The 21,358-nt window shown below is 62.4% G+C and carries 17 protein-coding genes and 2 pseudogenes; 11 read left to right on the top strand and 8 right to left on the bottom strand.

Translation table 11 applies throughout. The annotated features are described in order from the left end of the window. From CRO75_RS19970 to CRO75_RS19955, 4 genes and pseudogenes are all read left to right on the top strand, one after another. Positions 1-141 (top strand): annotated as a pseudogene (locus CRO75_RS19970) (IS5/IS1182 family transposase); the annotation flags it as partial. Between the two features lie 341 nt (positions 142-482). Further along, positions 483-1,109, top strand: a complete 627-nt coding sequence (locus CRO75_RS19965; RefSeq protein WP_007931447.1) for a response regulator transcription factor — start codon at positions 483-485, stop codon at positions 1,107-1,109. 107 nt (positions 1,110-1,216) lie between these two features. After that, positions 1,217-3,322, top strand: a complete 2,106-nt coding sequence (locus CRO75_RS19960) for an ATP-binding protein (RefSeq protein ID WP_239990614.1) — start codon at positions 1,217-1,219, stop codon at positions 3,320-3,322. 206 nt (positions 3,323-3,528) lie between these two features. Next, positions 3,529-6,477, top strand: a complete 2,949-nt coding sequence (locus CRO75_RS19955; protein ID WP_097137645.1) for an HD domain-containing phosphohydrolase — start codon at positions 3,529-3,531, stop codon at positions 6,475-6,477. Between the two features lie 6 nt (positions 6,478-6,483). Here the strand turns inward: CRO75_RS19955 and CRO75_RS19950 are convergent, their stop codons facing one another. Beyond that, a complete protein-coding gene (locus CRO75_RS19950; RefSeq protein ID WP_085531688.1) occupies positions 6,484-6,966 on the bottom strand; it encodes a GAF domain-containing protein in 483 nt (160 codons plus the stop codon). Further along, a complete protein-coding gene (locus CRO75_RS19945; RefSeq protein WP_097137643.1) occupies positions 6,963-7,853 on the bottom strand; it encodes an ATP-binding protein in 891 nt (296 codons plus the stop codon). The genes CRO75_RS19950 and CRO75_RS19945 overlap by 4 nt, the downstream gene beginning before the upstream one ends. 164 nt (positions 7,854-8,017) lie before the next feature. Here CRO75_RS19945 and CRO75_RS19940 point away from each other — a divergent pair, with 164 nt between their 5' ends. Further along, on the top strand, positions 8,018-10,339 hold the full coding sequence (locus tag CRO75_RS19940; protein WP_097137641.1) for a response regulator: 2,322 nt from the start codon (positions 8,018-8,020) through the stop codon (positions 10,337-10,339). Here the strand turns inward: CRO75_RS19940 and CRO75_RS19935 are convergent. The 3 genes from CRO75_RS19935 to msrB all read right to left on the bottom strand — a co-directional run bounded on the left by CRO75_RS19935 (position 10,323) and on the right by msrB (position 11,772). Beyond that, on the bottom strand, positions 10,323-10,784 hold the full coding sequence (locus CRO75_RS19935) for a MarR family transcriptional regulator (protein ID WP_097137638.1): 462 nt from the start codon (positions 10,782-10,784) through the stop codon (positions 10,323-10,325). The two genes, CRO75_RS19940 and CRO75_RS19935, sit on opposite strands and share 17 nt — an antisense overlap. Next, entirely contained in the window at positions 10,781-11,266 is a 486-nt protein-coding gene (locus CRO75_RS19930) for a glutathione peroxidase (protein WP_097137636.1), read from the bottom strand. The genes CRO75_RS19935 and CRO75_RS19930 overlap by 4 nt, the downstream gene beginning before the upstream one ends. 113 nt (positions 11,267-11,379) lie before the next feature. Further along, positions 11,380-11,772, bottom strand: a complete 393-nt coding sequence (gene msrB, locus CRO75_RS19925; protein WP_007931439.1) for a peptide-methionine (R)-S-oxide reductase MsrB — start codon at positions 11,770-11,772, stop codon at positions 11,380-11,382. 224 nt (positions 11,773-11,996) lie between these two features. On the opposite strand from msrB, the gene CRO75_RS19920 reads away from it, so the two are divergent. Continuing rightward, positions 11,997-13,208 carry a pyridoxal phosphate-dependent aminotransferase gene (locus CRO75_RS19920; RefSeq protein ID WP_025805478.1) on the top strand — a complete coding sequence of 404 codons (1,212 nt, stop codon included), beginning with the start codon at positions 11,997-11,999 and terminating at the stop codon, positions 13,206-13,208. Between the two features lie 301 nt (positions 13,209-13,509). After that, positions 13,510-14,400: a protease HtpX gene (gene htpX, locus CRO75_RS19915; RefSeq protein ID WP_007931437.1), complete on the top strand. Its 891-nt coding sequence runs from the start codon at positions 13,510-13,512 to the stop codon at positions 14,398-14,400. Between the two features lie 69 nt (positions 14,401-14,469). Here the strand turns inward: htpX and CRO75_RS19910 are convergent, their stop codons facing one another. Next, a complete protein-coding gene (locus CRO75_RS19910; RefSeq protein WP_097137634.1) occupies positions 14,470-15,126 on the bottom strand; it encodes a thiopurine S-methyltransferase in 657 nt (218 codons plus the stop codon). A 100-nt stretch (positions 15,127-15,226) separates the two neighbouring features. Here CRO75_RS19910 and CRO75_RS19905 point away from each other — a divergent pair, with 100 nt between their 5' ends. Beyond that, complete coding sequence (locus CRO75_RS19905; protein ID WP_009044945.1) at positions 15,227-15,994, top strand: class III extradiol ring-cleavage dioxygenase; 768 nt, start codon at positions 15,227-15,229, stop codon at positions 15,992-15,994. 113 nt (positions 15,995-16,107) lie between these two features. Here the strand turns inward: CRO75_RS19905 and CRO75_RS19900 are convergent. Beyond that, positions 16,108-17,815 (bottom strand): annotated as a pseudogene (locus tag CRO75_RS19900) (DEAD/DEAH box helicase). A gap of 85 nt (positions 17,816-17,900) precedes the next feature. Between CRO75_RS19900 and CRO75_RS33020 the strand changes: the two are divergent. Next, the gene (locus CRO75_RS33020) at positions 17,901-18,236 is read left to right on the top strand and encodes a hypothetical protein (protein WP_164485843.1); all 336 of its coding nucleotides are present in this window, start codon (positions 17,901-17,903) and stop codon (positions 18,234-18,236) included. Next, on the top strand, positions 18,202-18,993 hold the full coding sequence (locus CRO75_RS19890; protein ID WP_097137632.1) for a crotonase/enoyl-CoA hydratase family protein: 792 nt from the start codon (positions 18,202-18,204) through the stop codon (positions 18,991-18,993). The genes CRO75_RS33020 and CRO75_RS19890 overlap by 35 nt, the downstream gene beginning before the upstream one ends. Positions 18,994-19,070: 77 nt before the next feature. Here the strand turns inward: CRO75_RS19890 and CRO75_RS19885 are convergent, their stop codons facing one another. Then, entirely contained in the window at positions 19,071-19,826 is a 756-nt protein-coding gene (locus CRO75_RS19885) for a spermidine synthase (protein ID WP_007931432.1), read from the bottom strand. A 161-nt stretch (positions 19,827-19,987) separates the two neighbouring features. On the opposite strand from CRO75_RS19885, the gene CRO75_RS19880 reads away from it, so the two are divergent. Continuing rightward, positions 19,988-21,334, top strand: a complete 1,347-nt coding sequence (locus CRO75_RS19880) for a 3-deoxy-7-phosphoheptulonate synthase class II (protein ID WP_007931431.1) — start codon at positions 19,988-19,990, stop codon at positions 21,332-21,334. Positions 21,335-21,358: the final 24 nt, after the last annotated feature.

The following is a 21,358-nucleotide window of genomic DNA, read 5'->3' as shown; positions in this document are numbered from 1 at the left end:
AAGCGCGAGTTTGGTTCTACCAAGGTGCGGTTCCGAGGCTTGGTCAAGAACACCGCGCAGATGGTGATGCTGTTCGCGCTATCGAACCTGTGGATGGCTCGTCGGCATTTGCTATCGAAGACAGGAGAGGTGCATCTGTAGTACGCGAAATGGTTGCTACGAGGTGCTCGCAACGGCGAAAAAATATGAAATAGACAGCAGATCTGATCGCATCTTGACCTGCTGCCGCTTTTGGCATCGAGGATGAAGAATTAGCCAGTAAATATTGGGCTACTTCAGACCATCCCTAAACCTCCAACATCTCCTTACCTTTTACATGGCTGGATACTCATTCCTACTTTCAACTGAAAAACCGCTGTAATCCGAAACCGTCTTTCATGTAAGAACTGCCTTATTGTCCCCAACCCCGCCTTAACCCGCATATATCCACTGTCCTGCCTGCGTTAAGGTCCAGACCTGTATTTATTTCCACGGGTTTGACCATGAGTTCTGTTTTCATCATCGACGACCATCCCGTTATCCGACTGGCCATCCGCATGTTGCTGGAACATGAGGGTTATAAAGTCGTCGGCGAAACCGATAACGGTGTCGATGCCCTGCAAATGGTTCGCGACAGCATGCCGGACCTGATCGTGCTCGATATCAGCATCCCCAAGCTCGACGGGCTGGAACTGCTGCTGCGTTTCGGCGCCCTGGACAAGTCCTTGCGGGTGCTGGTGCTGACGGCGCAGTCGCCGGCCCTGTTCGCCGCGCGCTGCATGCAGGCCGGGGCCTGCGGCTATGTGTGCAAGCAGGAAGACCTGAGCGAAGTGCTCAGCGCCATGAAGGCGGTGCTGTGCGGCTACAACTACTTTCCGAGCCATGCCCTGCAAACGCCGCGTCAGGATGAAACGGCAAACAACGAACTGAGCCGCTTGATGTTGCTCAGCGATCGGGAATTGATGGTGTTGCAACTTTTTGCCAAGGGCAGCACCAGTACGCAAATAGCCAACAGCATCTTTCTCAGTGGCAAGACCGTCAGTACCTATAAAAAAAGAATCATGCACAAACTTCGCGCGACTTCCATGGCGGAACTTATCGAGTTGGCACAACGTCACGAACTGGTGTGAGAAACAGGATGTTCAAACCCATTCTTTATTATTTAACCCTGACGGCCATGGCAGTTTCGCTGTTCCTGTTGTTTGGCCTGGTCGAGGCCGGGCAACCAGAGTTGGCAATGACTTCCCTCCCTCAGTGCCCTGACACGGCGCCTTGTCTTGAATCGGCCGCCGCCCCGCCTCTCGATAACGGCCATCGCGGGCTGCTCCTGCTCACAGGCCTGGGGCTCGGCGTGCCGTTGCTGGCGTCCCTGGGCTGGAATGCCTGGCTGCACCGGCGACTGACCCAGCAGCAACAGGCCACCCATGACGTCAGGCAGCAGCTCGCCTTCATGCAGGCCTGGATCGACGGCGTGCCGCATCCGACTTACGTGCGCAACCGCCAGGGCCTGCTGCAAAGCTGCAATGCCAGCTACCTGGAAAGCTTCGCCGCCCGGGGCGAAGAGGTCATCGGCAAAAGCCTGTTGCAGGGACTTTTGGACGATCCCGAGCAGGTCCGCGCCTATCACACCGACTACCAGCGCGTCATGGCGCAAGACAGCCCGCTGCTGCGTGACCGGCCACTGCGCCTGAACGGAGCGGAGCTGACCGTCCAGCACTGGCTCCTGCCCTACCGGGACGCGAACGGCGAGGTCCAGGGCATCATCGGCGGTTGGGTCGATATCAGCGAACGCCATCGGCTCAGCGACAGCCTCAAGGCCGCCCTACAACAGGCCGAAGCGGCCAGCCTGGCGAAAAGCGCTTTCCTGGCCAGTACCTGCCACGAACTGCGCCGCTCCATGAATGCCCTGATCGGTGCGCTGGAACTGCTGCGGCAGCGCTCCGACAGCCAGTCCCAGGATCGTCCGGTCATTAAAATGGCTTATCGCTCGGCCCGGGCAATGCAGGACCTGGTCGACGACACCCTCGATATCGCCCGCATCGAATCGGGGTGCCTGGACCTGGCGCCCGAATGGCTCGAGCCGCGCGCCCTTGTCGAATCCATCGTCAGGGAGTTCGACAGCCAGGCCCGGGAGAAACACCTCAAGCTGCTACCGACCTTCCACTCCAGCGTCGAGCCGGTCGATGTGCTACTCGACCCACTGCGTTTCAAGCAGATCCTGGGCAACCTGCTGCACAACGCGATCAAGTTCACCGAACAGGGTCAGGTCAAAATCCATCTCGACCTGCAAGCGGCCGCGCAGCCGCAACAGGCGCGGCTGATGCTGCAAGTGACGGACAGCGGCATCGGCATCGACGAGCAAGATCAGCACAAGCTGTTCGAACCCTTCTTCCAGGCCCAGGCTCGCACCCCACCCAGACCTGACGGCGCAGGGCTGGGCCTGACCATTTGCCGCCACCTCTGCGAGCTCATGCAGGGCACGCTGCAACTGACCAGCCAGCCGGGCATAGGCACGGAAGTCCGGGTCCTGTTGCCGCTGGCCTGTCAGCCAGCGCGAAAACCCGCGCCCCTCGTCGAGCCACTCATTGCCCCTGCCACCCGGGCCCTGAACGTACTGGTGATCGATGACCATGCGGCGGACCGCCTGCTGCTGAGCGAACAACTGCACTTTCTCGGGCACCGTTGCCGCACCGCCGAAGACGTCGAGCAAGGCTTCGAGCGCTGGTGCAAGGGGTTCTTCGACTTGCTCATCGTCGATTGCAACATGCCGGGCATGCACGGCTACGACCTGGTCCGCGCCATCCGCGAGCATGAACGCCTGGAGCCCCGCGCGGCTTGCCGGGTATTGGGGGTGACCGCCAGCCCCAGGCCACGAGAGAGGCAGCAGTGCGAACAGGCCGGCATCGACGACTGCCTGTTCAAGCCTGTCGGCCTGGCGACCCTCGGCCATAAACTGGCGGGCCTGCAACCGCGGCCCTGGAATGGCGTGTTCAGCCTGAAGGCGCTGCGCACCCTGTCCCGCGGCAAACCGCAGTTCGCCCTGCGCATCCTTACCGAACTGCTGCATTGCAGCTACCGGGACCGCCAGCAACTGATGGCCCTGCCCTGCGAGCCCCCGCCCCAGGCACTGGCGGAACTCGCCCACAAGATCAAGGGCTCGGCCCTGATGGTGCAGGCCAAAGACCTTGAAGCGCAGTGCGAAGCCCTTGAGCAGGCTGTTTTGCAAGACGCGGACAGGCAAACCCTGATGCAGCGCAGAACCGCCCTGGAACAGGCCATGCTCAAGCTCGAACGGGCCCTGCTGTGGCAAATCGATCAACAGCAGAGTCCGGCCACGACCTGATCCCCATCACCAGCGCAGCAACTTGTGGTGCGGATAGTTGCCAGACAAATATCAAAAAGCCACTATCCTGTCAGTCGGCCCCAAACACCTCATAGCAATGCAATTCGCAACGCCCCCCGGAGCTGCCTCACCTGAGCGCAATGCACCTGCCTTAACTATGCTCAAACGTTGAGTTGCGCATCACGCGCCCCCTGGAGAGAGCTGCAATGCCAAGCACGCTGTCGTTCGATAAACGCCGATTTCCTCTCCATGTGCATATCAGCGTGATGTTCACCTGCCTGCTTCTGCTGACCGGCGTGGTGCTGGGATTTTTCAATTACCAGCAGACCACTCGCATCATCCTTTCCAGCAGTGAAAAACTGTTCCAGCGCATCGAACAGGACGTGCAACTGGACCTGAAAGCGACCTACGAACCGATTCGCCATCTGCTCAGCCTGCTGGTGGGCAATCCGGCCGTCCAGGCCGGCGATCTCGAGCAACGCCTGGCGCTGCTCGGGCCTTTCAGCCAATCGCTCAAGGACAATCCCGACCTGGCCTCACTCTATGTGGGTTATGCCGATGGGGATTTTTTCATGGTCCGGCCCTTGCGCACCCAGGCTTTGAAACAAGCTCGCCAGGCCCCTGAAGCCGCGGCCTACGAAGTCTGGAGCATCGAGCGTGACCGCCACACCGGGCAACTGCATTCGCAGTCGCTGTTCTACAACACCGACCTCGCCCTGGTCAGCCGCCGGGACAATTCCCAGGAAGCCTACGACCCGAGCAGCCGCAACTGGTTTGCCAACGCCAAGGACGACACCGATCAGATCACCACCGAGCCCTACGTCTTTTTCTCGACCCGCAACGTCGGCACCACCCTCGCCCGCCGCAGCGGTAACCATGCGGTGATCGGGGCCGACCTGACCCTGGAACAACTCTCGGCGACCCTGGCCAAACATCGGGTCACGCCCAGCACCGAAATCGCCCTGGTGGATGGCAATGGCCATGCCGTGGCCTACCCGGACAGCCGTCGCCTGATCGTCGAAGAACAGAGTGCCCGGCTGATCCGCGCCAACGACCTGAACCCGGCCCTCGACGCGCTGCTGCAAGGCAAGGCCCAGGGCAACCGCCTGCGGCTCGGGGATCGCCAATGGATAGTTGCCAGCCGGCACCTGCAGGAAGGTGGACCCGGTGGGTTGCAGCTGGCACTGCTGGTGCCCGAGGACGAGTTGCTGGCGGACGCCTATCGCATGCGCTGGCAAGGCGCATTCATCACCTTGGGCATTCTGCTGTTGTGCCTGCCGCTCGGCTGGTTGACATCGCGCGTGCTGGTCAGGCCGCTGCGCGCCCTGGTGCAGGAAGCCGATGCCATCCGCAGCTTCGATTTCGATTACCCGCTGACGCGCCGCTCACCGGTACTGGAAGTCGACCAGTTGAGCGTGTCGATGGCCCGCATGAAGGACACCCTCGCCAGCTTTTTCGAGATCACTGCCAGCCTTTCCGCGGAAACCCGCTTCGACCCGCTGCTGCAACGGGTGCTGGTTGAAACCATGAAGATCGGCCAGGCCCAGGCCGGGCTGATCTACCTGCGCGAAAACGATGGCATGAACCTCAAGCCCCACGGCCTGATCATCGCCGGTGTTGTCCAGGAGTTGCAGGCGTTCGATGTACGCAGCCAGGACATCCAGCACGAGGCAAGCCCCGCATGGCTGCGGCAACTGGCGAACGGCGAGAGCCTGGTCACGACCCTGGGGTTCGAGCAGGCGGCCGACCTGCAAGGCGTGCTGCTGGCGATGAACTGCCCCAGCGTGCACCTGATCGGTATCCGCCTGCACAATCGCCACAACGAAACCGTCGGTATCCTTGTGCTACTGCTGGCCGACAGCGGCCAGGAAGCCGACCTGGAAAAACTCGGCCCGGACCGCGTCGCGTTCCTGCAGGCGGTTTCCGGCGCCGCGGCGGTCAGCATCGACAGCCAGCGCCTGCAGAACCGGCAAAAACAATTGCTCGACGCCTTCATCCAACTGCTGGCCGGGGCGATCGACGCCAAGAGCCCTTACACCGGCGGGCATTGCCAGCGGGTGCCGGCGCTGACCCTGATGCTGGCCCAGGCCGCCGCGGCCAGCCAGCAGCCGGCGTTCAGCGCCTACCAGCCCAGCGAAGATGAGTGGGAGGCCTTGCATATCGCCGCCTGGTTGCACGATTGCGGCAAGATCACCACCCCCGAGTACGTGGTCGACAAGGCCACCAAGCTGGAAACCCTGAACGACCGCATCCATGAAATCCGCACCCGCGTCGAGGTGCTCAAGCGCGATGCCTGGATCGACTACTGGCAGGCCCGCGCCCAGGGTGGCGATGAGGTTTCCCTGGCGGCGATCCGCGATGCCGGCCTGGCAGAACTGGACGACGACTTTGCCTTTATCGCCCGCTGCAACCTCGGTAACGAAGCCATGGCCGAAGCCGATCTGCAACGGCTGGAAAGCATTGCCCGGCGCACCTGGAGCCGCACCCTGGACGACCGCCTGGGCGTGTCATGGGAAGAAAACCACCGCCAGCAACGCACACCGGCGCCGACCCTGCCGGTCACCGAACAGTTGCTGGCCGACAAGCCCGAGCAGCTGATCGAACGCAACCCCGCCGAGCTGATCCCGGCGGACAATCCCTGGGGCTTCAAGCTCGATGTGCCGCCCTACAAGTACAACCGTGGCGAGCTGTACAACCTGAAAATCGGCAAAGGCACGCTGACCCGGGAAGAGCGCTACGTGATCAATCACCATATGGTGCAGACCATCCTGATGCTCAACCACCTGCCCTTCCCCAGTCACTTGAGCAGCATTCCCGAGATCGCCGGCGGCCATCACGAGAAAATGGATGGCAGCGGTTATCCCAAGCAACTGAAACGGGAGCAGATGAGCCTGCCGGCGCGGATGATGGCGATCGCCGATATCTTCGAAGCGCTAACGGCAGCGGATCGCCCCTACAAGAAGGGCAAGACCCTGAGCGAAGCGCTGGGCATCATGGCAACCATGTGCCGCACTGCCCATATCGATCCGGAACTGTTCGAGCTGTTCATCCAGACCGGGATCTACCAACAGTACGCCGACCGCTTCATGGAACCGCAGCAAATCGACGGGGTAGACCCCGAGGCCGTGCTGGACAAGGCCGGACTCAGGGGCTGACGAGGCTCAGCAGTCGGTCAGGCGCAGGAAGATCGCCGCCAGGCGTTCGATGCCGGCCTGGTCCTCGAGGGTGAAGCGGGCGATTTTCGGGCTGTCCAGGTCCAGCACGCCGATCAACCGCCCTTCTTTGACCAGGGGCACCACCAGTTCACTGTTGGAAGCGCTGTCGCAGGCGATATGCCCGGGGAACGCGTGCACATCCTCGACCCGCTGGGTCTGCAGGCTCGCCGCGGCCGCGCCGCACACACCGCGACCGAAGGGAATGCGCACACAGGCGATCTGGCCCTGGAACGGGCCGAGCACCAGTTCCTCGTTGCGGTTGAGGTAGAACCCGGCCCAGTTCAAGTCGTCCAGCTGGTTGAACAGAAACGCCGAGAATTGCGCGGCGTTGGCGATGAAATCGCGCTCGTCGGCCAGCAACGATTCCAGCTGGGCGCACAGCAAGGCATAGCCGTCCAGGCCTTTGCCGGTGTTCTGCAGATCGATCATGCTTTTTGCTCCAACAACTTCAAACCTACCCAGTAGCGCGCGAACTGATACGCGCAGCGACCATTGCGATTGCCACGGCCGGTGGCCCAGCGCACGGCGAGGATGTCCAGGGCTTCGTCACGCTGCCATTGCAGGCCGGCCTTGCTTCCCAACTCGCCGATCCAGTGCTCGACCACGTTCAGGTAGTGCTCCTGAGTGAAGGGGTAGAACGACAACCACAGGCCAAAACGGTCCGACAAGGCAATCTTGTCTTCCACCGCTTCGCTCGGGTGCAACTCGCCATCGACGCGCTTCCAGTTCTCGTTGTCGCTTTCCTTCTCCGGAACCAGGTGCCGGCGGTTGGAGGTGGCGTACAGCAGCACATTGTCCGGAGCCTGTTCCAGCGAGCCGTCGAGCACGCTCTTGAGTACCCGGTAGTCGCCCTCGCCCGACTCGAACGACAGGTCGTCGCAGAACAGCACGAAACGCTGCGGCAGCTTGACCAGTTGCTCCACCACCCGCGGCAAGTCAGCCAGGTGATCGCGCTCGATCTCGATCAGGCGCAGGCCGTGCTGGGCATGCTCGGCCAGCAGCGCGCGGACCAGCGACGATTTACCGGTGCCGCGCGAGCCCCACAGCAAGGCGTGGTTGGCCGGCAGGCCGTCGAGAAACTGCCGGGTATTGCGCCCCAACTGGTCGCGCTGGTTATCGACCCCGATCAGGTCGGACAGGCGCATGTCCAGGCTGACCTCCAGCGGCAGCAGGAAACCGCTGCGGCCTTCACGCTGCCAGCGCGCGGCCAGGCATTGGGTCCAGTCGATGGCTTGTCGCGGCGCGGGCAACAGCGGCTCGATACGCGCCAGAACCGCATCGGCGCGCTCAAGAAAAGCATTCAATCGAGATTCCACGACTTCTCCTCGGGCAGGTTCCCAGTAATGATGTGGCACGCAGACGCAACGACCTTGCGCATGCCTGGTCTACCGCAGGCGAACGGCGCCGGGCCCTGCCGGCACACACTGACGATCAGCTATGCTTGCCCAGCGAAGGGAAACGGAAATTGGTTCAACACCCCATGGACATCAAGTTCACCAACCGCCTGTCTTACAAGCAAGCCAGGCTCACTGTGCTGGTCGGGTTTGTCCTGGGGACGGCGCTCAGTCTGCTGCAGATCGGCATCGATTATGCCAGTGAAGATGCCTCCATCAACCGGGAAATCAACGCCCTTCTGGAAATCAGCCACAATCCGGCCTCGCGTATCGCCTATAACATCGACGCCGAGCTCGCCCAGGAGCTGACCCTCGGCCTGCTGCGCTCGCCGGCGATCATCCGCGCCCGGCTGATCGACAACAACGACACTTTGCTGGCCAACGTCACCCGGCCGGCCCAGCAAAGCCCCTACCGGATGCTCAGCGACTTCCTGTTCGGCGCCAAGCGCGAGTTCCAGGACCGCCTGTACCTCGATCACCTGCCCTCGGAATCCCTCGGCGTCCTGCACCTGGAAGTCGACACCTACTCGTTCGGCAGCCGCTTCCTGCGCCGTGCGGAAATCACCCTGATCAACGGTTTCGTGCGCAGCCTGATCCTCACCGGGCTGCTGCTGGCGCTGTTCTACGTGATGCTGACCAAACCCCTGGTCGGCGTCATTCGCGAACTCAGCGGGCGCGACCCGCGCAGCCCCGACCAGACCCGGCTGGACTTCCCGCCCAGCCACGAACAGGACGAGATCGGCGTGCTGGTCAAGGTCGCCAACCAGCAGTTCGACAACATGGCCACCGAGATCCAGCAACGGCGCAATGCCGAAAACCGCCTGACCGACTATCTCGGGCAGCTGGAAAACATCGTCTCGGCGCGCACCACCGAGCTCAAGGCGATCAACGACCGGTTGAGCCAGTCCAACGAAGAACTGGAAGTCGCCCGTAGCACCGCCCTCGACATGGCCCAGGCGCGTGCCGCCTTCCTGGCCAACATGAGCCATGAAATCCGCACGCCGCTCAACGGCCTGCTGGGCATGATCGCCCTGTCGCTGGACAGCCCGCTGAACGCCGAACAACGCCAGCAACTGTCGATCGCCCACGACTCCGGCAAAGTGCTGGTGGAGTTGCTCAACGATATTCTCGACATGTCCAAGTTCGACGCCGGCCAGCTGGAGCTGGAGCGCATCCCCTTCGATCTCGGGGTACTGGTGGAAGACACCGCCAACCTGCTGTCGCAGAACGCCGCGCCGAGCGTCGAGCTGGCCTGCCTGATCGAGCCGGAGTTTCCGGCCCTGGTCCTCGGCGACCCCACGCGCGTGCGGCAGATCGTCAGCAACCTGCTGTCCAACGCCCTCAAGTTCACCCGCTTCGGCCGTGTCGATGTGCGCCTGCGTACGTTCGAGGACGGGGTCAGGATCGAAGTCTGCGACACCGGCATCGGGATCGCCCGCGAGGCCCAGGTGAAGATCTTCCAGCCCTATACCCAGGCCGGTGCCGGGATCACCCGGCAATACGGCGGCACCGGCCTGGGCCTGGCCCTGACCTACAACCTCTGCGAAGCCATGCAGGGGCGCCTGAGCATCAGCTCGGAAGTGGGTTTCGGCAGCCAGTTCTGTGCCGACCTGCCGCTGCCCTGCCACACGCCAGCCAGCCCACCGCCGCCGCTGCACGGCCAGATACTGGCCATTACCTCCGAAGGCAGCGGCCTGGCCGAGTTGTTGAGCGTGCAGTTGCCGTTCTGGGGGCTGGAGTATCGGCGCTGCGATCTCGATGAGTCACTGCTCGGGCAGAAGCCGGACCTGTTGATCACCGACTGCCCGGAATGCCTGTTCGGCCTGCGCCCGAGTATCAGCGCACCCATTCTGCTGGTCACCGCCTACGGCAGTTTCCTGCCCAGCGAAGAAGCCAGCGCCCTGGCGCCGTTGCAACAACAGGCGCGGCCATTGGCGCGCAACGCCCTGTATCAGACCCTGCGCCGGGCCCTGCTGGCCGAAACCGCGGTGATCAATGAAACCCAGCTGGAAACCCTGGCGCCCCTGCGCCGCGCCTTCATCCTGCTGGTGGAGGACAACCCGGTGAACCAACTGGTGGCCAAAGGCATGTTGAGCAAGCTCGGCTGCGAGGTGACGGTCGCCTCTCAGGGTGCCGAGGCCCTGGACGTGCTGGAGCACCAGCATTTCGACCTGGTGCTGATGGACTGCAACATGCCGGTGATGGATGGCTACGAGGCCAGCCGGCAGATCCGCCGCAGCGGCCGCTGGCCGGACCTGCCGATCGTCGCCCTGACCGCCAATGCCATGCCCGAGGAGCGCGAGCGCTGCCGAGCGGCGGGCATGAGCGACTACCTGTCCAAGCCCTTCCGCCGTGAAGAGCTGATTGCCCTGCTGGACCTCTGGGTGCCGACTACGACAGCGCTTTGACCTGGGCCAGCAGCCGGTCCAGGCCATGGCGCAATTCGCTCAGGCCGTCGAGGTCGACCCCGCTGTCGCATAACAGCGCGGCCTTGAGCGGCGGCACCTGATCGCGCAGCGCCAGGCCGGCCGCGCTCAGGCTCAGGTGTACTTCGCGCTCGTCGCGGGGCGAACGCTGGCGTTGCACCAGTTGCAACTGCTCCAGGCGTTTGAGCAACGGCGTCAGGGTCCCGGAATCCAGCGCCAGGCGCTCCCCCAGCGCCTTGACCGTCGGCAGCTCGGGGGGCGTGGCCTGCCATTCCCAGAGCACCAGCATCACCAGGTACTGCGGGTAGGTCAGCCCCAACTGGTCGAGCATCGGCTTGTAGCCCCGCACCACGGCCCGCGAGGCGGCGTACAGCTTGAAGCACAGCTGGCTGTCGAGTTTCAGCGAATCGGCGAACAGGTCGGTCATTTGAGCAGGGCTTCGATCTCGTCGGTCAGGTCCTGGGGCTTGGTGGCCGGGGCGAAACGCTTGACCAGCGCGCCGTCCTTGCCGATCAGGAACTTGGTGAAGTTCCACTTGATGCCCTGGGAACCCAATACCCCCGGCGCGCGTTTTTTCAACTGCACGAACAGCGGATGCGCCTCGGCGCCATTGACGTCGATCTTCTTGAACAGCGGAAAGCTGACGCCGTAGTTCAGCTCGCAGAACTCGGAAATGGCCCCTTCGTTGCCCGGCTCCTGCTTGCCGAACTGGTTGCAGGGAAAGCCCAGCACCACCAGGCCCCGGTCCTTGTAGATCTGCCACAGTTCTTCCAGGCCCTTGTACTGCGGGGTGAAACCGCACTTGCTCGCAGTGTTGACCACCAGCACGGCCTTGCCGGCGAAGTCGGCCAGGGTCTTTTGCTCACCCTTGATGGTGGTGCACGGAATGTTCAGCAATGTGTCACTCATGGCGCGGACTCCGAAAAATGAAAGGTCCGATAAAAGTAGTACTCAATTAAATTGTGTGCAATTTAATAAATCGAAAAGCGATTCCGAAAAATCGCCTTGGCCGCTCGCTCCGGTCAGCGTGGAACCAGGTCCAGGCACACCGAGTTGATGCAGTAGCGCAGGCCGGTCGGCGGCGGACCGTCCGGGAACACATGCCCCAGGTGCGCATCGCATTTGGCGCAGACCACTTCGGTACGGATCATGCCGTGGCTCAGGTCACGGATCTCGACCATGGCGCTCTCGCCGATCGGCTCGTAAAAGCTCGGCCAGCCGCAACCGGAATCGAATTTGGCCCTGGAGTCGAACAACGGCGCATTGCAACAGATGCAGTGATACACACCGTCGGTCTTGGTGGCGTTGTACTTGCCCGAGAACGGTCGTTCGGTGCCTTTGAGGCGACAGACGTTGTACTGCTCCGGATCGAGCATGGCACGCCATTCTTCAAGGGTTTTTTCCAGCTTTTCCATGGTCCTTCCTCTGCAACTGAAAAAGCCCGATCTGTATCTTTTCCACGGATCGGGCGGCACGTATGATTGCGCCTCGTTAGACGCCAGTCTGGCAGCCGTGTTACACGGGTTCAAACGGATTTTGCCGCCGCGAACCCAGGCTTCAGGCCTGTGTGCAAACGCAGGATTCCCAGTACGGTAGCTCACTCACCGTCTGGATCGTTCATTTTCGGGAACACATCGCCATGCAGGTCAGCAAATCGAACAAGCTCGCCAACGTCTGTTATGACATTCGCGGCCCAGTGCTCAAGCACGCCAAACGCCTGGAAGAGGAAGGCCATCGCATCCTCAAGCTGAACATCGGCAACCCGGCGCCTTTTGGTTTCGAAGCGCCGGACGAAATCCTCCAGGACGTGATCCGCAACCTGCCGACCGCACAGGGCTACAGCGACTCCAAGGGTCTGTTCAGCGCGCGCAAGGCCGTCATGCAGTACTACCAGCAAAAGCAGGTGGAAGGCGTCGGCATCGAAGACATCTACCTGGGCAACGGCGTTTCCGAACTGATCGTCATGGCCATGCAGGCCCTGCTCAACAACGGTGACGAAGTGCTGGTCCCGGCCCCGGACTATCCGCTGTGGACCGCGGCCGTGAGCCTGGCCGGCGGCAACCCGGTGCACTACCTGTGCGACGAGCAGGCCAACTGGTGGCCGGACATCGCCGACATCAAGGCCAAGATCACCCCGAACACCAAGGCCCTGGTGATCATCAACCCGAACAACCCGACCGGCGCGGTGTACCCCAAGGAAGTATTGCTGGACATGCTCGAACTGGCACGCCAGCACAACCTGGTGGTGTTCTCCGACGAGATCTACGACAAGATCCTCTACGATGATGCCGTGCACGTCTGCACCGCCTCCCTGGCGCCTGACCTGCTGTGCCTGACCTTCAACGGCCTGTCCAAGTCCTACCGGGTGGCCGGTTTCCGTTCCGGCTGGGTGGCCATTTCCGGTCCCAAGCACCACGCCCAGAGCTACATCGAAGGCATCGACATGCTGGCCAACATGCGCCTGTGCGCCAACGTGCCGAGCCAGCACGCCATTCAAACGGCGCTGGGTGGCTATCAGAGCATCAACGACCTGGTGCTGCCACCGGGCCGTTTGCTGGAACAGCGCAACCGCACCTGGGAACTGCTCAACGACATCCCCGGCGTCAGTTGCGTCAAGCCCATGGGCGCGCTGTACGCCTTCCCGAAAATCGACCCGAAAGTCTGCCCGATCCACAACGACGAGAAGTTCGTCCTGGACCTGCTGCTCTCGGAGAAATTGCTGGTGGTTCAGGGCACCGCCTTCAACTGGCCATGGCCGGACCACTTCCGCGTCGTGACCCTGCCGCGGGTCGATGACCTGGAACAGGCGATCGGCCGTATCGGCAGCTTCCTCAAGTCGTATCGCCAGTAAGCCTTGCGACGCAGTGCGGCCGCCCCGGTCGCACTGCGATTAATTCAGCAACACTTCTGTACTCCCTGCTACGCCTACCCTTCTGTATCTTTGCCTTGCGCCTTGTGCCCAGTGGTTGCATGCCTCTGAAGTGCGGCTCGGCTTCCGGTGGCTGCCCAACTGCGACAGAAAGCTCATGCAAGCGTCTAAAATCAGCCTGCAGGACACAGTTTGAAATAGTCACCCGGTTGAATAGGCCGGTGCCGCACCTTATATACCCCGCAGAACGCTACATCTTTAGCATGAGGAGATTTCTACAACCATGATGCGCATCCTGCTGTTCTTGGCCACTAACCTGGCGGTCGTGCTGATTGCCAGCATCACCCTGAGCCTTTTCGGCTTCAACGGGTTCATGGCGGCCAATGGGGTTGATCTCAACCTCAATCAGCTGCTGGTTTTCTGTGCGGTCTTTGGTTTCGCCGGTTCCCTGTTCTCGCTGTTCATCTCCAAGTGGATGGCGAAAATGAGCACCAGCACCCAGATCATTACCCAGCCTCGTACTCGTCATGAGCAATGGCTGCTGCAAACCGTCGAGCAACTGTCCCGCGAAGCCGGGATCAAGATGCCCGAAGTCGGTATTTTCCCGGCCTACGAGGCCAACGCCTTCGCCACCGGCTGGAACAAGAACGACGCGCTGGTTGCGGTCAGCCAGGGCCTGCTCGAGCGTTTCTCGCCCGATGAAGTGAAAGCCGTGCTGGCCCACGAAATCGGTCACGTGGCCAACGGCGACATGGTCACCCTGGCGCTGATCCAGGGTGTGGTGAACACCTTCGTGATGTTCTTCGCGCGCATCATCGGCAACTTCGTCGACAAGGTGATCTTCAAGAACGAAGAAGGCCAGGGTATTGCCTACTACATCGCGACCATCTTCGCCGAGCTGGTCCTGGGCATCCTGGCCAGCGCCATCGTCATGTGGTTCTCGCGCAAGCGCGAATTCCGTGCCGACGAAGCCGGTGCGCAACTGGCCGGTACCGCGGCAATGATCGGCGCCCTGCAACGCCTGCGCTCGGAACAGGGCCTGCCGGTGCACATGCCCGACACCCTGAATGCCTTCGGCATCAACGGTGGCCTCAAACAAGGCCTGGCTCGCATGTTCATGAGCCACCCTCCGCTGGAAGAGCGTATCGACGCCCTGAGCCGTCGTCGCGGCTGATAACGCTGGCAAACACAAAAAAGGGCGACGCAAGTCGCCCTTTTTCATGGCCTGGAAAAAGGCCGGGGCTCAGCGCGCCAGCAAGCGATAGACCCGTTCTTCGAGGCGGGTCACGCCGCCCTGGAGAAACTTCCAGCTCTCGCCAAGAATGTCCCGCACCTCCTCGACCCGCAGCTGCCAGCGCTTACCGAGCAAGGCCTTGACCTCGTCATCGAGCACGGCGAAAGGCGGCCCCGCCATCAGCGCCTGGTCGTAGTCCAGGGTGATCAGCAGCCCCTGGCAGCTCTGGGGCAGGATGGACTGCAGATGCGCCGCATACCGCTCACGCATCTGTGGCGGCAAGGCGATCAACGCCGCGCGGTCGTACAAGGCCTGGCAGTCGGCGACATCCGTGGCCTGCAGGGCAAAAAAGTCGCCGCACCAGAGCTGGATCGGACCGTACTCATAGACCTTGAATCCACCTCGAAGGCTGACCTGCGGCTGCACCTGCTGCTCGCTGAAAAAGTCCTGGATGGCCTTCTCCGACAACTCGATACCCAGCACCTGATGACCCTGGCTGGCCAGCCAGCTCAGGTCCAGGCTCTTGCCGCACAGCGGCACCAGCACCCGCGAACCCGACGCCAGCTCCAGCTGGGGCCAGTAGCGTTGCAGGTAAGGATTAACCTCGGACAAATGGAAGCCGATCTGATTCTGTTCCCACCGTTTGTGCCAAAACTCCGGCTGCATAAATCACCCTGAAATTCGATCAAAAACCACAAAAACTTATATTAGATTTAGATCAATGTCTGATTGAAGATGGTGCATCTTAACGCTCAGGACCTTATTCATGCTCCCTAGCCTGTTCATCTCCCACGGATCACCGATGCTCGCCCTGGAACCCGGCGCCAGCGGCCCGGCCCTCGCCCGCCTGGCCGCCGAGCTGCCGCGCCCCAAGGCCATAGTGGTGGTGTCGGCCCACTGGGAAAGCCAGGATCTGCGGGTCAGCAGCAACCCGCGACCGCAAACCTGGCATGACTTCGGCGGCTTTCCCGCCGCGCTGTTCGCCGTGCAGTACCCGGCCCCCGGCCAGCCTGAACTGGCGGAACAGGTGGCGCAGCTGCTCAGGGCCGACGGCCTGCCGGCGCAGCTCGACGACCAGCGCCCGTTCGACCATGGGGTCTGGGTGCCGCTGTCGCTGATGTACCCACAGGCGGATATTCCGGTGGTTCAGGTTTCCCTGCCCAGCCGAATGGGCCCGGCCTTGCAGACCCAGGTCGGCCATGCCCTGTCCAGCCTGCGGCAACAGGGGGTGTTGTTGATCGGCTCGGGCAGCATTACCCACAACCTGCGCGAACTGGATTGGCACGCCGGCCCGGAAAGCATCGAGCCGTGGGCCAAGGCGTTCCGCGACTGGATGATCGAGAAGCTCGCCGCCAACGACGAAGCCGCGCTGCACGACTACCGTCGCCAGGCGCCGAATGCCGTGCGCAGCCACCCCAGCGATGAACACCTGCTGCCGCTGTACTTCGCCAGAGGCGCCGGTGGCGACTTCAGCATCGCCCATCAAGGCTTCACCATGGGCGCGCTGGGCATGGATATCTATCGCTTCGGCTGATGCCACTGCCGGGCCTGGCGCATCACGATGCGACAACTGATCCGCCCCCCAGGCAAAAAAAATCCCCGCACCAGGCGGGGATTTTTTCGTTCAACCAATCAGCTCAGCACTGATCAGTCTTCGCGATAGCGACGCAGCTTCAACTGCTTGCCGGCCACGCGAGTGTCCTTCAGCTTGGTCAGCAGACGCTCCAGACCGTCCTCCGGCAGCTCGACCAGGCTGAAGCTGTCACGCACCTGGATGCGACCGATGGCTTCGCGGGCCAGGCCGCCTTCGTTGAGGATGGCGCCCAGCAGGTTCTTGGCCGCGATACCGTCACGCGCGCCCAGCGCGGTACGGCAACGGGCACGACCTTCAGCCAGAGGCATCGGCGCGCGACGCTCACGCTCACCGCGATCAGGACGATCGCCGGAACGCTCAGGACGGTCGCCACGTGGCGCGCTGTTCGGCACCAGTGGACGTTCCTTCTCGATCGCTGCCAGATTCAGCGCCTGACCGTTGGTGGCCTTGCGCAGCAGGGCCGCGGCCAGGGCACGTGGGCTGCAACCGATATCGGCGGTCAGGCGATCCAGCAGATCACCGTGGGTCGATTCAGCGTCAGCGACCAGCGGCGACAGGCTGTTGGTCAGCTTCTTGATGCGCGCGTCGAGAACGGCTTGAGCGTCCGGCAGGCGAACCTCGGCAACCTTCTGACCGGTTACACGCTCGATCACTTGCAGCATGCGGCGCTCGCGTGGAGTCACCAGCAGCAGCGCACGACCTTCGCGACCGGCACGGCCGGTACGGCCGATACGGTGCACGTAGGATTCCGGGTCGTACGGCATGTCCACGTTGAATACGTGGGTGATGCGCGGTACGTCCAGGCCACGGGCAGCAACGTCGGTCGCCACAACGATGTCCAGGCGGCCATCCTTGAGGGAGTCGATCACGCGCTCACGCTGGTTCTGGGCGATGTCGCCGTTCAGCGCAGCGGCCTTGTAGCCTTTGGCTTCCAGGGCACTGGCCAGGTCCAGGGTCGCTTGCTTGGTGCGCACGAACATGATCAGGGCGTCGAAATCTTCCACTTCCAGCAGGCTGAGAACGGCAGAGGTCTTCTGGTCAGCGTGAACCAACAGGTGAGCCTGTTCGATCGCGGTGACGGTCTGAGTCTTGCTCTGGATCTTGACGTGTTTCGGGTCCTTCAGGTGACGCTCGGCGATCGCGCGGATCGACTGCGGCAGGGTGGCCGAGAACAGTACGGTCTGACGGGTTTCCGGCATGGCCTTGAAGATGACTTCCAGGTCATCCATGAAGCCCAGTTTCAGCATTTCGTCGGCTTCGTCGAGAACCAGGTGGTTCACGGTAGCCAGGACTTTTTCGTCGCGACGCAGGTGGTCGCACAGACGGCCCGGAGTGGCGACAACGATCTGTGCGCCATTACGGATTGCTTTCAGTTGTGGGCCCATCGGCGCGCCGCCGTAGACAGCCACAACAGTTACGCCCGGCATTTGCTTGGCGTAGGTTTCGAAAGCGGTTGCAACTTGCAGCGCCAACTCACGGGTTGGGGCCAGGATCAGAGCTTGCGGCTCGCGCTTGGACGGATCAATGCGGTGCAGGATAGGCAGGGCGAACGCGGCGGTCTTACCGGTACCGGTTTGCGCCTGACCAATCATATCGTGACCGGCGAGGATGATCGGGATCGACTGCTGCTGAATGGCCGAAGGCTCTTCATAGCCGGTAGCGACTACTGCAGCGACAATATTGGGATGAAGTTCAAGAGCGGCGAAGCCGCCGATTTCCTGGGTCATGGGTCTGCCTCTAAGTGCATCCGCAAAGACCCATGCTCCAAAGCTGCGCATGCCGTGTAAGACTCAAGAGTCACCCTGGCAGCTTTGTCGGCGGGGATTTGCGAAAACGATTGAAAGAAATGAACGTCAAGGATAGTCCGCGCAGCGGACAAGCAGCCGAAGCTGACTTCGGGGAATTGCATCACCTAAACGAGGCCCGGTTAAAGGCCGGCGCGCACTATACCGGAATTACTCAAAAAAGGGAGTTTTTTTTATCGGAAAAACCCGCTGAATGCCTAGTTGTCACAGGCTTTGCGGATAATCCGGCAAAGGTCTATTTTGCACAGGCCCACGCCTGTCGGGGGATGACGCTTAAACGGTTCATCTTGCTGGCCGATACCGTCGGTCCGAGACACTCTTTACCGTCCGAGGAAATGCCCCATGAGCCAGCCCAGTTGCAGTCGCGTCAGCCGTGAACAGCGTGGTCATCTCTTCCTCATCGGCCTGGACCGGGTCGCCAAGCGCAATGCCTTCGACCTGCAGTTGCTCGATCAACTCAGCCTGGCCTACGGCGAGTTCGAGGCCAGCAGCGAGGCCCGGGTCGCCGTGGTGTTCGGCCATGGCGAGCACTTCACCGCGGGGCTGGACCTGGCCAACGTCGGGGCGAAACTCGCCGAAGGCTGGCAGGCACCGGCCGGCGGTTGCGATCCCTGGGGTGTCTTCGCCGGGCCGCGGGTCAGCAAACCGGTGATAGTCGCGGTACAGGGCTACTGCCTGACCATAGGCATCGAGCTGATGCTGGCGGCGGATATCAACCTGTGCGCCAGCAATACCCGCTTCGCCCAGTTGGAAGTACAACGCGGCATTTTTCCCTTTGGCGGCGCCACCCTGCGCCTGCATCAGATCGCCGGCTGGGGCAATGCCATGCGCTGGTTGCTCACCGGCGACGAATTCGACGCCCATGAAGCCCTGCGCCTGGGGCTGGTGCAGGAAGTGATGGCCAGCGAAGACCTGCTGCCCCGCGCCCTGGCCCTCGCCGAACGGATCGCCTGTCAGGCGCCGCTGGGGGTTCAAGCCACCCTGATGTCGGCCCGACAAGCCCGGCTCGAAGGAGAAAGCGCGGCAGCGCAGGGGCTGCCGCCGCTGGTGAAGACACTGTTGAACAGCGAAGACGCCAAGGAAGGTGTGCGAGCGATGGTCGAGAAGCGCCCGGGGGTGTTCAAGGGATGTTGAGCGGTCTGAACCCGTGGTGAATGCGAGGCCCTATCGCAGGCAAGCCTCGCGCCTATAGATACGCTCGACCAGCCGACTCAGGTCGCCGGCCGGATGCACTTGATCAACGACTGCAACGAATAGCCCAGGCGTGGCGCCAGCGCCTCAGCCCGGGCGCTCAGGCCGTCCATGTCCAGCCCCTGCTCCAGGTCGGACGGCACGATCAGAATCACGTTGCCCTCCTTCACCGGCAGCTCCCAGTAATGCCGGTGGTAAAGCCCGCGCAGCAAGGCTGCACCGAGCGGCTTGCCATCGTCGGTGGCCCACTGGTTGATCACCAGCCAGCCGCCCGGGTTGAGGCGCTTCTGGCAGTTTTCCAGGAAACCCCAGGCCAGGTGCCCGACGCCCGGCCCGACATCGGTGTACAGGTCGACGAAAATCAGGTCCGCCGACTCGGCGCTGTCCAGCAGTTCGAGCGCATCGCCGACCCGGATATACAGACGCGGATCGTCATCCAGCCCCAGGTACTCGATAGCCAGGCGCGGCACGTCGGGGCGCAGCTCGATGGCCTCGACATCGTCCAGCGGCAGGAACTTGAGGCAGGCCTGAGTCAGGGTGCCGGCGCCCAGACCGAGAAACAGCGCGCTCTCGGGCTGCTCATGGCACAGCGCGCCGATCAGCATGGCGCGGGTGTAGTCGTACTCCAGCCAGCTCGGGTCGGCGGTAAACACGCAGCTCTGCTCGATGGCATCGCCAAATTCGAGGAAGCGGTAATCCGCCACTTCCAGTACCCGAATCATGCCGAACTCATCGTGCACTTCGGCGAGCAGGCGCTCGACGCGCTCCTCAGTCATCTCTTCTCCTAGCCGCGACGGGGCTCAACCTCGCCGTCGCGATAAACCGGCCGCTCGGCGCCGAGCGGGAAAGGCGCGATTGTCCGCGAACCGGCGGGAACAGGTCACGCACTAATTGCTGATAACATGCCTGTCCGACCTTAAAAACACCCGAGTCCGTGATGAGCCAACCCTGGAGCCCTGACAGCTGGCGCGCCCTGCCGATCCAGCAACAACCCGTCTACCCCGACGCCGCACACCTGTTGCAGGTCGAGCAGACCCTGGCCAGCTACCCGCCGCTGGTGTTTGCCGGTGAAGCCCGGGAGTTGCGCCGCCAGTTTGCCGAAGTGACCCAGGGCCGCGCCTTTCTGCTGCAGGGCGGCGATTGCGCCGAGAGCTTCGCCGAGTTCTCCGCGGCGAAGATCCGCGACACCTTCAAGGTCCTGCTGCAGATGGCGATCGTCATGACTTTCGCCGCCGGTTGCCCGGTGGTCAAGGTCGGGCGCATGGCCGGCCAGTTCGCCAAGCCGCGCTCGGCCAATGACGAAACCATCAATGGCGTGACCCTGCCGGCCTACCGCGGCGATATCGTCAACGGCATCGGTTTCGATGCGAAAAGCCGGGTGCCGGACCCGGACCGCCTGCTGCAGTCCTATCACCAGGCCACCGCCACCCTGAACCTGCTGCGCGCCTTTGCCCAGGGCGGTTTTGCCGACCTGCACCAAGTGCACAAATGGAACCTGGACTTCATCGCCAACTCCGCCCTGGCCGAGAAGTACAGCCAGCTGGCCGACCGCATCGACGAAACCCTGGCCTTCATGCGCGCCTGCGGCATGGACAGCTCGCCGCAACTGCGCGAGACCAGCTTCTTCACCGCCCACGAGGCGCTGTTGCTGAACTATGAGGAAGCCTTCGTCCGTCGCGACAGCCTGACCAACGACTATTACGACTGCTCGGCGCACATGCTGTGGATCGGCGATCGCACCCGCCAGCTCGACGGCGCCCACGTCGAATTCCTGCGCGGGGTGAATAACCCGATCGGGGTCAAGGTGGGCCCGAGCATGAACACCGAGGAGCTGATCCGCCTGATCGACATCCTCAACCCGGACAACGATCCGGGCCGCCTGAACCTGATCGTGCGCATGGGTGTGAACAAGGTCGGCGACCACCTGCCGCAGCTGATCCGCGCGGTGGAAGGCGAAGGCAAGAAGGTGCTGTGGAGTTCCGACCCGATGCATGGCAACACCATCAAGGCCAGCAGCGGTTACAAGACCCGCGATTTCGCGCAGATCCTCAATGAGGTGAAGCAGTTCTTCCAGGTCCACGAAGCCGAGGGCAGTTATGCCGGCGGTATCCACATCGAGATGACCGGGCAGAACGTCACCGAGTGCATCGGTGGCGCGCGGCCGATTACCGAAGATGCTTTGTCGGATCGTTACCACACCCATTGCGACCCACGGATGAACGCCGATCAGTCGCTGGAGCTGGCTTTCCTGATTGCCGAGACCTTGAAACAGGTCAAGCGTTGAACCCCTAGCATCGATCATCCAGGG

Origin of the sequence: Pseudomonas sp. LAMO17WK12:I10, assembly GCF_900215185.1 — a bacterium.
Classification (GTDB): Bacteria; Pseudomonadota; Gammaproteobacteria; order Pseudomonadales; family Pseudomonadaceae; genus Aquipseudomonas; species Aquipseudomonas chlororaphis.
Note: the sequence above shows the minus strand (reverse complement) of the source record. Positions and strands in the feature narration are given on the sequence as shown.

Excerpts from the sequence above, each read along its gene's own strand:
- CRO75_RS19905 (WP_009044945.1), top strand. The coding sequence starts at position 15,227 with ATGCTCCCTAGCCTGTTCATCTCCCACGGATCACCGATGCTCGCCCTG.
- CRO75_RS19935 (WP_097137638.1), bottom strand. The coding sequence starts at position 10,784 with ATGACCGACCTGTTCGCCGATTCGCTGAAACTCGACAGCCAGCTGTGC.
- CRO75_RS19960 (WP_239990614.1), top strand. The coding sequence starts at position 1,217 with ATGACTTCCCTCCCTCAGTGCCCTGACACGGCGCCTTGTCTTGAATCG.
- htpX (WP_007931437.1), top strand. The coding sequence starts at position 13,510 with ATGATGCGCATCCTGCTGTTCTTGGCCACTAACCTGGCGGTCGTGCTG.
- msrB (WP_007931439.1), bottom strand. The coding sequence starts at position 11,772 with ATGGAAAAGCTGGAAAAAACCCTTGAAGAATGGCGTGCCATGCTCGAT.
- CRO75_RS19940 (WP_097137641.1), top strand. The coding sequence starts at position 8,018 with ATGGACATCAAGTTCACCAACCGCCTGTCTTACAAGCAAGCCAGGCTC.
- CRO75_RS33020 (WP_164485843.1), top strand. The coding sequence starts at position 17,901 with ATGAACGTCAAGGATAGTCCGCGCAGCGGACAAGCAGCCGAAGCTGAC.
- CRO75_RS19955 (WP_097137645.1), top strand. The coding sequence starts at position 3,529 with ATGCCAAGCACGCTGTCGTTCGATAAACGCCGATTTCCTCTCCATGTG.
- CRO75_RS19880 (WP_007931431.1), top strand. The coding sequence starts at position 19,988 with ATGAGCCAACCCTGGAGCCCTGACAGCTGGCGCGCCCTGCCGATCCAG.
- CRO75_RS19930 (WP_097137636.1), bottom strand. The coding sequence starts at position 11,266 with ATGAGTGACACATTGCTGAACATTCCGTGCACCACCATCAAGGGTGAG.
- CRO75_RS19910 (WP_097137634.1), bottom strand. The coding sequence starts at position 15,126 with ATGCAGCCGGAGTTTTGGCACAAACGGTGGGAACAGAATCAGATCGGC.
- CRO75_RS19890 (WP_097137632.1), top strand. The coding sequence starts at position 18,202 with ATGAGCCAGCCCAGTTGCAGTCGCGTCAGCCGTGAACAGCGTGGTCAT.
- CRO75_RS19920 (WP_025805478.1), top strand. The coding sequence starts at position 11,997 with ATGCAGGTCAGCAAATCGAACAAGCTCGCCAACGTCTGTTATGACATT.
- CRO75_RS19885 (WP_007931432.1), bottom strand. The coding sequence starts at position 19,826 with ATGACTGAGGAGCGCGTCGAGCGCCTGCTCGCCGAAGTGCACGATGAG.
- CRO75_RS19950 (WP_085531688.1), bottom strand. The coding sequence starts at position 6,966 with ATGATCGATCTGCAGAACACCGGCAAAGGCCTGGACGGCTATGCCTTG.
- CRO75_RS19965 (WP_007931447.1), top strand. The coding sequence starts at position 483 with ATGAGTTCTGTTTTCATCATCGACGACCATCCCGTTATCCGACTGGCC.